Raw genomic sequence first — 12,978 nt, 5'->3', positions numbered from 1 at the left:
ATCATGGCAGCACCGATACTTCAATCCGCGAGGCCTGCGCCGCCGAGTGGTAAACGCGCTCGGTCGCTTTCTTGAAGTCCGATGCGGTTGCGTTGTAGATGTCGACGAACGTCTGCGGATTGCGGTCGACGAGCGGGAACCAGGTGCTCTGGACCTCGACGATGATCTTGTGGCCGCGCTTGAACGTGTGCAGCACGTCGTCGGTCGAGAATGCGACGCGTTCCACTTTGCCGGGCACGAACGGTTCTGGCTTCGAGTAGCTGTTCCGGAACTTGCCGCGCATCGCGTCGCCGCGGATGAGATGCTGGAACCCCGTGGCTGGGTCGAGGTCGATGAGCTTGATGATCCAGTCGCTGTCTGTTCCACTCGTCGACACGAAGAGCGTTGGTCGGAGAGAGCCCGCGATGGTGACGTCGTTGTCGAGCGGATCGCTCGTGTACACGAGCACGTCGGGACGTGAAGAGCCAAAGCGCTGGTCGCGCGCCATGTAGTCCGGCTTCATCCCCGTGTTCTTGTCGGCGAGGAAGGGAACTGGATTCGCTGGATCGCTCACGTACTCGTCGTACGCTGCCTGGCCGGCGGCCGCAGCAGCCGGCGCCGTGAACGAGAGCTTTCCGCCAGCCTGTAGGTAGATCGATTTCGTCGCGGCGCTTTTTGGGGGCCATGCGTCGAAGGTCCGCCAGCGATTCATGCCCGTCTCGAACGCCGTGGCATTCGGAAGCGTGAGAGAACCAGAATTTTCGAGATAGTATTTGAAAAATGGATATTCGAGACTGTCGCGGAAGTAATCGCCGGTGTTCGACCCAAATTTCAAGTCGCCGAGCGCGTCGCCGGGCCCGCGGGCCCACTGCCCGTGTGACCAGGGCCCGAGCACGATTCGGTTCGACGTTGACGGACTTTGGTTCGCGATCGCTTCATGCACGCGCAACGCGCCGTGAAGATTGTTCGCATCGTACCAGCCGCTCACCGTGAGCACGGCCGGCGCAACGTTCTTGAGATGCGGCGCCACGCGGCGTGCCTCCCAGAACGCGTCCATCGTTCCATGCGCCATCATGTCGTTCCAGAATGGCGCGTCGCCCTTGATGTACAGTTTGTCGGCGTTGGACAGCGGACCCATCGCGAGAAAGAACGCGTAGCCGTCGTCGGTGCCGTAACTGAACCCTCGCCCACGGTCACTGGTCGGTACGGGCCGCGCTCGGCCGCTCGTTGTGAAGAACTGAAAAGCGCTCGTGAGCCAGAACGTGCCGTGGTGATGTACATCGTCACCCATGAACCAGTCGGCCTGCGGCGCCTGCGGCGACGCGGCTTTGAGCGCGGGATGTGAGTTGACGAGCGCCGACGCAGCGAAGAATCCCGGATACGACACGCCCCAGATGCCGACGCGCCCATTGTTGTGGCGAATCGATTTGATTATCCAATCGATCGTGTCGTAGGTGTCAGTGCTTTCGTCGGTCGATAGGGCCCCAGCCATTCCTTTCCACGGCGTCATGTGCACGAAGTCGCCTTCGGACATGAACCGTCCGCGAACGTCCTGATAGACGAAGATGTATCCGTCGTCGGCAAACTGCGCCGCTGGACCGAGTGCGCGTGGATAGGCCGTGGGACCGTACGGCGCGACGCTGTACGGTGTGCGCGTCATCAGGATCGGATGCGGCCGTGTGGTGTCGCGCGGTTCGTAGACGACGGTGAACAACTTCTTCCCGTCGCGCATGGCCACCTGATACTCGGTCTTCTTGTAGCGCGCCTCGATCGACGGCGCGTCCTGCGCGGACGCATACACCGCCATCGACAGCAGCAGCCCGACCGCGACTCTCTGTGCGCTCATTGCCGTCTCTCCAGGATGTAGAAGGATCGCGACGTATTCGGATCGCGACGCAGGCCTGCGACCATATATCCGTTGTCAAGCGCCCATCGAAAGTCGTCGCGAACGACGGCGTGCCACGACTTCGCTTCTTCCGGCGCATCGGCGAGGAGTCGCGCGAAATCGGTAGGAATTTCCAGCCGCGCACGTGGGCCGAAGGGTTGTTCCTTGCTTAGCGCCACGTCCCGTTCTCGCGGAAACGCCGACAGTACCGGCGTATCGAGGTCAGCTGCATCGAGCTCCACGGACGCCTCGCGCGGGGGACGTGAAGTATCGGTGACGACGACGCATCTATCGGTCGGTAGCCCATGATGAAGGGGACTTCCGGTGACACCGTACATATCCGGTACAAATTGTACGATGCGAGCGCCAAGCAGGTTGAGATTGAGATGCGCGTTCTTGGCGATGAGCGGATCGTAGGTCCAGTACATCCGAGAGATCTGTCGACGCGCGAGCTCGCGTCGCTGGAACTCTTTCAACGTCCGGCCCAGCCCGGCGTTGCGAAGCTCCGGGCGAACGCCAAGGATGTGCGACCAATGAATGATCGCGCCGTCGGCGCCGACGCCCGTGAGCCCGAACACGAAGCCCGCGAGCTGACCGTCGGATGCGAATGCTCCGGCGGTGATGCCGCCTACCTCAGAGCTGACTTGTAGAATGCCCGCGGGCGCCGCTTGAAATGCGGCCCCCCAAATTTCTCGTTGAAGCGCGGCGCACGCCTGATACTCGTCCGATGTCGCGAGCGCGCGAACATCATGGGGCGCATTGGTTCTCACGGGCCCTACAATAGGCGCCCAGGTAGGTATACCGCAATGGTCGACTGTTTCAGAGTTGACTCTTGCACAGTCCGAATGGATCGCTCATACTAGGCCCGCCGCAGCTGTCCCACGCTCGTTGAGGACACGATATGCCGCGCAGCCGCTTGGTCGTTCTTCCGAACAGAGTGCGACGCGAGTCCGTAGCCGTCGCGCTCGCTACCACCCTCGCCGCTTCCTCTGCCATCGCGCAGGCCAGCGCCGCACAGCAGGATACGATGTACACTCGGCAGAACTACAACAAAGCCGAGTACATGGTCCCGATGCGTGATGGCGTGAAGCTGTACACCATCGTGTACACGCCCAAGGATACGACGCAGAGCTGGCCGTTCATGCTCTTGCGCACGCCGTACGGCATTCCGCCGTATCCGCTGACCGACTACAAACGTGTGCTTGGCCCGTCGCCGGAATTCGACCGGGATGGATTCATCTTCGTGTACCAAGACGCGCGCGGAAAATTCCGCTCGGAAGGCACGTTCCGGGTGATGAATCCCTACAAACCGAACAAAAAGAGCAACGGCGACGTCGACGAGAGTAGCGACAACTACGACACGATCGACTGGATGCTCAAGAACATTCCGCGCAACAACGGGCGAGTCGGGCAGTGGGGCATTTCATACCCGGCGTGGCAGACCGTGATGGGAATGATCGCCGCGCATCCGGCATTGAAGGCCGCGTCACCGCAGTCGTCGCCCTCGGACATGTTCGTCGGCGATGATTTCCATCACAACGGCGCGTTCCGCTTCATGTACACGTTCAGCTGGTTAGCCGGGAACGCTAGGCCGCGGGGCGCACAGACGACCGAGCGTGGCGCGCCGTTCAACTACGGAACGACAGACGCGTACAACTTCTATCTCAATATTGGAACCGTTGCTCGCGTCAACGAGCTGTATTTCCACGACCAGGTTCCGACGTGGAACGACTTTCTGCAGCACCCCAACTACGACTCGTACTGGCAGGACCAGAACGCCCTCAAGAATCTCACGGGCATCACGCCGGCCGTGCTGAACGTCACCGGGTGGTTCGACCAGGAAGATTTTTATGGGCCGATGAGCATTTACTATACGATCGAGAAGAACAATCCGGGCAATAAGAGCACGCTCGTCGTCGGCCCGTGGAATCACGGCGGTTGGGGAGCAGGTGGCGGAGATTCGCTCGGTGCTGTGAAGTTCGGCTCGGCGACCGGCGACTATTTCCGAAACGAGGTTCAGCTTCCGTTCTTCCAGCGCTATCTGAAAGACAAGCCGGTGAAGCAGCTTCCCGAAGCGGTTGTCTTCGAATCGGGCACGAACGTGTGGAAGACCTACGACCAGTGGCCACCGAAGCAGGCGACGAGCAAGTCGCTCTACCTGCAGCCCGGCGGCAAACTGTCATTCAGCCCACCGACCAACTCCGGCGCCACCGACTCCTTCGACAGTTGGGTTGATGATCCGGCGCATCCGGTGCCGTTCACCACGGAGAAGCGCCCGACCCAGGGGTTTCTCTGGATGGTGGAAGATCAGTGGTTTGCGTCCACGCGTCCCGATGTGATGGTCTACCAGACCGAGCCGCTGAAAGAGCCGATGACGATCGCCGGGCCAATTCTGGCGAAGATGCGCGTCGCGACGTCGGGCACGGATGCGGACTACGTCGTGAAGTTGATCGACGTCTTTCCGGACAACGTCCCGGCGGCGGACGGCACACCAGCCGGCGCTGCGGGACGCGGCGGGCGTGGCGGCGGCGGTGATCAGAGAATGCGAAACTACCAGATGCTCGTCGGCGCCGAAGTGGTACGGGCGAAGTATCGAAAGAGCTTGGTCAAGCCTGAGCCGATGGTTCCGAATCAGCCGACATCGATCGAGTGGGATCTGCGCGACAAGAACCACACGTTCCAACCCGGCCACCGCATCATGGTGCAGGTGCAGAGCAGTTGGTTCCCGCTGATTGATCGCAATCCGCACAAGTTCATGGACATCTACTCGGCGAAGCCGTCCGACTTCGTCAAGGCGACGCAGCGTGTCTATCACTCCGCGTCCCAGCCGTCGCACCTCGACCTGATGGTTCTTCCGTCGCACATCGTTCCGTGATCCGAGTCGTGAGTCGTCGTTCGTAAACGTTGAATTGCTGCGAGTCCGCCACCACCGAGGGAGACTGAGATGACAGCATTCCGGCCGATCGTATCCGCGCTCGTTGCGCTGCTCGCGCTGCCGCCGCTGGTGTATGCGCAAAGCGGGAGCGTTGCGGGTACCGTCGTCGCCGAGGGGTCGCAGCGACCATTGGCTGGCGTTCAGATTGGGGTCGTCGGCGTGCCTGGAAAGGGCGCGACCACGGACGGCTCCGGACGATTCTCGATCGCCGATCTCAACGGCACGACGGTCGTCCTCAGCGTGCGTTTCCTCGGATTCCGTCCCGAGACGGACACAGTGCAGGTCGGGCGGCGCGATCTGAGAATCGCGTTGAGCGAGCGGGCCCTCGAGTTGAATTCGCTCGTCGTCACTGGCACGGCTGGCGGCCAGCAGACGAAGGAACTCGGTACGTCCGTGTCGACCGTCAACGCCGCGGACGTCACCGCGCAGACAGCCATTCCGTCATTCGAGAGTTTACTCAGCGGACGCGCACCAGGCGTCACCGTTCTGGGTACGACCGGACAGGTGGGCGCGGGCGCGCAGATCCGTGTCCGCGGCGTCGGATCGTTTTCTCTCTCGAGCACACCACTCGTCTATATCGATGGAATTCGCACGGACAACGGCAGTACCGGCATCATTTCACGATTCAACGACATCAATCCCGAGGAGATCGAGAGCATCGAAGTCCTGAAGGGACCGGCTGCCGCGACGCTATATGGCACCGAGGCTGCGCGCGGCGTCATCAACATTCTGACGAAGCGCGGCGACGCGGGCGCGACGAAGTACACGTTCACTGCGCAAACGGGTTCGCAGTTCTTCCAGAACGCCGAAGGGCGCATGCGGACGAACTACTGGCGCAACCCAAAGACGGATAGCGTGTGGTCGATCAACTATGTAAAGACCGAACGCGAAAATGGCACGCCACTCTTCCGCACCGGCGACGCGCGGAACTACGCGATGAACGCCAGCGGTGGCGCTGGGGCTTTCCGGTATTTCGCAGCCGGCGAAGCCACGGACAACGAAGGCATCGTCGTCTCGAACGCGCGAACACAGAAGAATGCCCGCACGAACCTGTCGGTCGTTCCCAGTCCGAAGTTCAGCCTCGAGACGAGCGCCGGCTACCTGACGAGCAAAACGACGACGACCGGCGAAGGCGGCTCGGCAGGTCCGATCTGGGGAATGTTCGCACAACCGCAGCGCACGGCGGCTGCGTGCCAGTACCTCTTTACCACGGTTCCGCGCGGTTGCGGCTGGTCACGCGGCAGTTTCGTCAGCCCGCCGGAAGTCTATAACAAAACTGAAAACTGGCAGGACGTGCGCCGTTTTACTGGTAGCGCGCTCGTGAAGTACGATCCGTTTCCCTGGATGTCGCACCGATTTCTCCTCGGCACAGACTACACCCTCGAGGACATCAATTCGCTGCTGCCATTCCAGACGGATTCCGTCATCGTGTTCTTCCTGGGCTCGCGATTCGACGGTCAGCGATCGGAGACTACCCAGCAGACCACTTTCAACACGTACGATTACAGCGGCTCGGTGCACTTCGATGTGCGCCCGAATCTGACGGCGAAGAGTACCCTCGGCGCACAGTACTACACGAATACGCAGACGACGCTTGCCGCGTCGGGCCAACATTTCCCAACGCCGGGACTTTCAACCGTTTCGGCGACCGGCACGAAAGGAACGCCGACGTCGTCATTCGTGCAGAACAACACCCTCGGTGCGTACGGCCAGCAAGAATTCGGCATCAATGGCCGGCTGTTCATCACGGGCGCGGTTCGCGTTGACAACAACAGCGCGTTCGGTAGTGATGCCCACTTCACGACCTATCCAAAATTGAGCGCATCGTGGGTGGCCAGCGAAGAGTCCTGGGCGCGCAAGCGACTGCCGTCCTTCATCGACGACCTGCGCTTCCGCTACGCCTACGGCGCCTCGGGCCAGCAACCGCTCAGCAATTCGGCTTTGCGCACACTGGCGCCAGTCGCCGGCGCGAACGGCACCACGACGCTCACGAACAGCACGATCGGCAATGCGGACCTCAAACCGGAACGCGTGGTCGGTAGCGAGGCGGGATTCGAGGCGGGGCTGTTCCAGGACCGAATCGGCGTCGACCTGACGCTGTTCAAGGACATTTCACGAGACGCGATTCTGTCCAGCACCGTTGCGCCGTCGACGGCGTTCGGAGCGAGTCGACAGTTCATCAACGCGGGTCGCATCGACAAGAAGGGGCTCGAGCTCGCACTCAAGGGCCAGCTGTTCAACCGGCGCGATTTCGGCTGGGACATGCACTTCAACATCGCGGCAACGACAGCGAAGATCGCGAAGCTGGGTGCCGGCAGCGACACGCTCATCAATGTGACGGGCGGCAACACGGCGATCGGCACCGTTGGCGACGTCTTCCATCGCGTTGGCTACTCGCCATTCGATCTCTTCACCTATCGTGTCGTCAGCGCGACCTACGACGCGACGACGAGAAAAGCGATCAACCCGGTTTGCGACGACGGCAAAGGCGGCACGATTGCCTGCTACGCACCCGGATCGCAGACCTTGCAAGCGCCGCTGCTCTACTTCGGCCACACCGTTCCGACGACGACCGGCGCATGGACGAACACCATTCGCTATCGCCGATTCAGATTGTACGCGATGGTCGACTTCCAAGACGGTTTTCGCCGCACGGACACCAACTACGAGCAGGTGTGTCAGGTATTCGTCGGCTGTCTCGAGAACATGTATCCGGAGCGGTACTCACCCGCGGTCATCGCCACGGTACAAAACGGTGGTCAGCTCCAGGACTACTTCATACGGTCTGCCAACTTCTGGAAGCTCCGTGAACTCTCGCTGTCGTACGACGCGCCTGCACGACTGTTGAGTCGTCTCGGGGCGCAGGCCATCTCGATCACGGCGAGCGGCCGCAACCTGCACACCCACACGCGGTACACCGGCCTGGATCCAGAGAATAGTCTTTCCGGGGGGAGCGGTACGAATTCGAACCTCGGCACGGACCAAACGGAATATCCTCAGCTCACGTCGTTCATCCTCGGCCTCCGGATTACCTACTGATGCGCCGCGAGACAATGGGTCGTGACCTTCCGACCAAAACGATCATGTCGTCGACGATGACACGCCGTGCGATGTTGATGCTGCTCACCGCGGCGGCGCTCGTGTCGTGCAAAACGTCGGGGTTGCTCGACGTCGCAGTGCCGAACTCCGTCGGCGCTGACGTCTACAACGACCCTGCCAACGCCACGCTCATGGTCAACAGCGTGATTAGTGATTTCGAATGTGCGTGGGGAGGCTACGTCATCGCCGAAGGCCTGGGAACGGACGAGCTGCACGATTCGGCGCTAGCGAATGCCACGTGGAATCTCGATCGCCGCGACAACGGCTTCACCTCTGGCGTGTATGGATCCAGCGCGTGCACGTCGAACACCGGCGTCTACACACCGATGTCCACGGCGCGCGGCGAAGGCGACGCCGCACTCAAGAGCTTGGCGGCTTGGACCGCCGCCCAGGTCCCGAACATCACGCTCCTCACCGCGCAAGCGAACGTATACACGGGATTCAGCTACGCCGCGCTCGGTATGGCCATGTGCCAAGCAGCGTTCGACAGAGGGCCGCTCGTCGATCAACTCGGAATGTTTGCGCTGGCCGAGGCGAGGTTTACCTCGGGGATTGCGGCGGCACAGGCGGTCGGTCCATCCGCGAATGACCTCTTGAACGCTGCCCGGGCCGGACGTGCGAGGGTCCGGCTCTATCAACACAACACGGCGGGCGCGATCGCCGATGCGCAACTGGTGCCTTCAGGGTTCGTCTTCAACGCGACGATGGATGCCGTCACCGCGCGTCGATTCAACCACGTGTTCCAGGCGATATCCACCGCGGGATCGTTGACCGTCGAGCCGACGGCGCGAACGCTCCGCACCGAGCAAAACGAGATCGATCCGCGCTCGGCGACCGTTCAACTGACCCGCGTTCCGCCCGACGGCATCTCGCAGGTATTCATTCCTGTGAAATACAACGCGGCGTCGCTGACCGCCGGCGAGGCGCTTCCGCAGCCGATCACCCGGTATGCCGAGGCACAGTTGATTCTCGCCGAAGCCCAGGGCGGCGCAGCGGCAGTCGCCATCGTCAACACGATGCGTGCGGCCGTCAATCTCAAGCCGTACGTCGGCGCGACGGACGCCGCCTCGATCAAGGATCTGATCGCCAGCGAACGGCAACGTGTCCTGTTTCTCGAGGGGACTCGCGCCTACGACGTGGAGCGGCTGAACCTGGAACTCGTGCCTGCGGCTGGATCACCGTACCTACAGGGCGGTGTGTACGGAGGCACCGTGTGTCTGCCGGTTCCCGACATCGAGCGCTTCAACAACCCGAACATTGATCCGAGCAAAATCATCTCGGGTGTTCGGGGGCAGTTCACGGTGCCGTAAGCCCGCCTCGAACGACTGGCGGGCATCCACCATCGCTCGCTACGCCAAGACGGCGGTACAGTTCGGGCAGCGCTTGGCGGCGAGCGGAATCGACATCGTGCACTCCGGGCAGGGCTTTGTATTCGGCGCCGCCGGAGCGGGCTTCGCGCCAAAGCGATTGACCATCCGGATCAGCATGAACACCGCGAATCCGACGATGATGAAGGCGATGACGTTGTTGATGAACGCCCCGTAATTCAGCGTCACGGCGCCTGCGTCGTGCGCTGCGGCCGGCGTGGCATAAGGCCCTGCCGCCTTCGTTCCCTCTTTGAGGACGACGAACAGGTTCGAGAAGTCGAGGCGCCCCACCAGCAGTCCGATGGGGGGCATGATGATGTCATCCACCATCGACTTGACGATCGAGCCAAACGCTGCGCCGATCACTACGGCGACAGCCAGGTCGACGACATTTCCCCGCATCATGAACGCTTTGAACTCTTTCCACATGATTCGGCTCCCGGGCTCGGTGTTTGGCAGCCTACAATCTGGCGCGGTCCGGGTTCATCGAACAGGTTTAGTTCAGTACCAAAGCCCTCCGTGCCCGTCAGGCTTCCGCCGCCGGGCCGTTTTCGCACTTTGACGAGGTTGTGTCATGCGGCGTTCCCCCGCCACGCTCAGTTTGTTGTTGGCCCTCATGGCTGTTCCGTCGGTCACGGTCGTCGCTCAGCAGAGCAACGATCCCGCCGCATCGCGCCCGGGCCGTGATCCAAAGCAGCCGCTCGATGCGGAGTACACGAAGAAGATCCTCGAGTACACCACCGAGAAGTTCTTCCTGTCGCCGCTCGTCGACTACATGCCGGCCAAAGCCGGCGTGCCGACGCCCAAGGCCGTCCTCGGCGACATTGCCGGCGCGCCGGGCAAGCTGCCGTACTCCAAAGAAGTGTATGACTACATGCGCCAGCTCGCGAAGGCGATGCCGGGCCGCGTGAAGGTCTACTCGATTGGAACGACGGAAGAGGGCCGCGAACACATCGCCGTCGCGATCGCGTCGGAAGCGCTGATGTCCAAGCTCGACGCGAACAAGGCGAACCTCGCGAAGCTCGGCGACCCGCGCACGATCGGTATGAACGACATGGCCGCCAGCGAAATCGCTAACCTCGCGGCGCCGGTCTACTACATCACCGGTACGATTCACTCGACGGAAGCGGGCGCGCCCACGGCGCTGATGGAGCTCGCCTATCGTCTCGCGGTCGATGACGCACCATTCGTCAAGAACATCCGCGATCACGTGATCACGCTGATCACGCCGATCGTCGAAGTCGACGGACGCGATCGTATCGTCGACATCTATAAGTGGAAGCTCGCCCATCCGAACGACACCCCGCCGAACGCGATTTACTGGGGCCACTACGTCGCGCACGACAACAACCGCGACGCGATGGGCATGACGCTCAAGCTGACGCAGAACGTGTTGAACACGTACGTCGATTGGAACGCGACGGTGCTGCACGATCTGCACGAGTCGGTCGCGTACCTCTACGACAACACGATCGGCGACGGCCCGTACAACTCGTGGATCGATCCGCTGCTCACGAACGAGTGGCAGATGATCGGTTGGAACAACGTTCAGGAAATGACGCGCTACGGCATGCCGGGCGTGTTCGCGCACGGCAACTTCGACACGTGGTCGCCGGGCTATTTGATGTTCATTGCCGCGACGCACAACGGCATCAGCCGTCTCTATGAGACGTTTGGTAACGGTGGCAGCGCCGACACGCAGGAACGCATCCTCGGCGCCAACGACACGCAGCGCAGCTGGTTCAAGCAGAACCCGCCGCTGCCGCGCGTCATGTGGTCGCTGCGCAACAACAACAACTACGAGCAGACTGGCTTGCTCGTCTCGCTCAACTACGTCGCCAACAATCGCCGCCAGCTCCTTCAGAACTTCTATGAGAAGTCGAAGCGGTCGATCCTCAAGGCGAAGACGGAAGGTCCGGCTGCGTACATCCTGACGGCGAACGATCCGCGTCCGGGCGCACAGGCCGAGCTTCTCCGCGTGCTGCAGAAGCAGCGCGTCGAGATCTCGAAGGCAACGTCGGCGTTCTCAGTCACGCTCCCGGTCAAGACGATCGCCGTTGGTGCTGGCGGCCGAGGTGGTCGTGGTGGACGGGGTGGTGCGCAGCAGGCGGGTGATGCGACCGCCGCGCTGGCCACACCAGCAGCGACGACCGAGACGAAGGAATTCCCGGCGGGCAGCTACATAATCCGCATGGACCAGCCGTACTCGCGCATCGCCGACGCGCTCCTCGACTATCAGTTCTGGAGCCCGAACGATCCGCAGAAGACGCCGTACGACGACACCGGTTGGACGTTCCCCGAAGGCTTCGCCGTTCAGGCGACACGCGTGACGGATGCGAAAGTGCTCGACACGCCAATGTCGAAGGTGACGGGCGAAGTTCGTGCGCCGGGTGGCGTCACGGGTTCGGGCAGCGTCTTCCTCATCAATGCGAACGCCGACAACGGCCTCGCGACGTTGCGCTACAAGGTCAAGAGCGCCGACATCCAGGCGGCCGAAGAGCCGTTCGAGTCGGGCGGCACGCAGTACAAGCGCGGCACGTTCGTCATCAAGGGCATCGGCCAGTCCGAGCTCGACGCTGCGACGAAGGACCTCGGCCTCAAGGCGACCGCGGTTGCCAGCGCGCCGAGCGTGAAGATGCATCCGGTGCGTGCGGCGCGCGTGGCGATCATGCACACGTGGCAGAGCACGCAGACGGAAGGCTGGTGGCGTCAGGCGTTCGACTTCAACCAGATCCCGTACACGTACATCAGCACGCAGGATGTGGCGAAGGACGCGAACCTGAACGCGAAGTACGACGTGATCGTCTTTGGTCCTGGCGGCGGCAACAGCAAGAGCATCATCGACGGCATGCCGATGTGGCGCAATCCGATTCCGTGGAAGGTCACGCCGGAGACGCCGAACATCACGGCCTTTGCGCAGACCGAAGACATGCGCCCGGGTCTCGGCTATGAGGGTTTGCAGAATCTTCAGAAATTCGTGAAGAACGGCGGCGTGTACATCGGTTCGGTTGGCGCGGCGCAGTTCGCGATCGACAACGGCATGACGAATGGCGTCGGCATGAACACGGCGGCGCGCGGCACGGTGACGGGTACGTTCCTCAAGACGCGTCTCGTGGATGACGCGAGCCCGATCGTGTACGGCGTTGCAGATGGTATCGCCGCGTACACCGACGGCGGCGAGAGCTTCGGCGTCTCGGCGACGGCTGGCGGCGGACGTGGGGGCGGTGGTGGTGGTCGTGGCGCCGGTGGCGCGGGCCGCGAGACGGGCCGTGGTCATCCGGACGATCAGGATGAAGTGCAGGGACGTCCGGCATTGGAAGAGCGCTTCAAGGCTCCGGAGCGCGCGCCGGTTCAGCCGTGGCAGTACGCAGTGCCGACGGAAGAGCAGCTTCGCAGCCCGCTGGGCATCATTCCGCCGGATCAACGTCCGCGTGTCGCGCTTCGTTACGGCGCATTGAACGAACTGCTGGTATCAGGATTGTTGAGCGGCGGTGGCGACATCGCACAGCGTCCGGCGGTCGTTGACTCTCCGCTGGAGAAGGGGCACGTGGTGCTCTTCTCGATCAACCCGCTCTATCGCGGCGAGACCATTGGAACGTATGGGCTGGTGTTCAATACGATTCTCAATTTTGACAATCTGAATGCGGGTCGGAAGCTAGATCCGAGGTAGTACACAAGTACTGAGACGTGACGAAACAAACGGCCGATAGCTG

General features: G+C 62.0%; 7 protein-coding genes. 4 read left to right on the top strand and 3 right to left on the bottom strand.

Translation table 11 applies throughout. The features are described from left to right. Position 1: 1 nt before the first annotated feature. Together AC6H4Z_RS17395 and AC6H4Z_RS17390 are read right to left on the bottom strand one after the other, a co-directional pair. Entirely contained in the window at positions 2–1,825 is a 1,824-nt protein-coding gene (locus AC6H4Z_RS17395; protein WP_497543228.1) for a CocE/NonD family hydrolase, read from the bottom strand. Then, complete coding sequence (locus AC6H4Z_RS17390) at positions 1,822–2,634, bottom strand: hypothetical protein (RefSeq protein ID WP_497543227.1); 813 nt, start codon at positions 2,632–2,634, stop codon at positions 1,822–1,824. The genes AC6H4Z_RS17395 and AC6H4Z_RS17390 overlap by 4 nt, the downstream gene beginning before the upstream one ends. A gap of 131 nt (positions 2,635–2,765) precedes the next feature. Between AC6H4Z_RS17390 and AC6H4Z_RS17385 the strand changes: the two genes are divergently transcribed. The 3 genes from AC6H4Z_RS17385 to AC6H4Z_RS17375 all read left to right on the top strand — a co-directional run bounded on the left by AC6H4Z_RS17385 (position 2,766) and on the right by AC6H4Z_RS17375 (position 9,208). Beyond that, positions 2,766–4,739, top strand: coding sequence for a CocE/NonD family hydrolase (locus AC6H4Z_RS17385; RefSeq protein ID WP_497543226.1), 1,974 nt, complete (start codon positions 2,766–2,768; stop codon positions 4,737–4,739). A 69-nt stretch (positions 4,740–4,808) separates the two neighbouring features. Continuing rightward, positions 4,809–7,838: a SusC/RagA family TonB-linked outer membrane protein gene (locus AC6H4Z_RS17380; protein WP_497543225.1), complete on the top strand. Its 3,030-nt coding sequence runs from the start codon at positions 4,809–4,811 to the stop codon at positions 7,836–7,838. Then, a complete protein-coding gene (locus AC6H4Z_RS17375; protein ID WP_497543224.1) occupies positions 7,838–9,208 on the top strand; it encodes a RagB/SusD family nutrient uptake outer membrane protein in 1,371 nt (456 codons plus the stop codon). The genes AC6H4Z_RS17380 and AC6H4Z_RS17375 overlap by 1 nt, the downstream gene beginning before the upstream one ends. 39 nt (positions 9,209–9,247) lie before the next feature. Here the strand turns inward: AC6H4Z_RS17375 and mscL are convergent, their stop codons facing one another. Then, a complete protein-coding gene (gene mscL / locus AC6H4Z_RS17370) occupies positions 9,248–9,694 on the bottom strand; it encodes a large-conductance mechanosensitive channel protein MscL (RefSeq protein ID WP_497543223.1) in 447 nt (148 codons plus the stop codon). A gap of 145 nt (positions 9,695–9,839) precedes the next feature. On the opposite strand from mscL, the gene AC6H4Z_RS17365 reads away from it, so the two are divergent. Continuing rightward, positions 9,840–12,935: a M14 family zinc carboxypeptidase gene (locus AC6H4Z_RS17365; RefSeq protein ID WP_497543222.1), complete on the top strand. Its 3,096-nt coding sequence runs from the start codon at positions 9,840–9,842 to the stop codon at positions 12,933–12,935. Positions 12,936–12,978 lie beyond the last annotated feature (43 nt).

It is taken from the genome of Leucogemmata humicola (assembly GCF_055379415.1).
The sequence above is the reverse complement of the archived record's forward strand: the minus strand, read 5'-3'. Positions and strand labels throughout refer to the sequence as shown.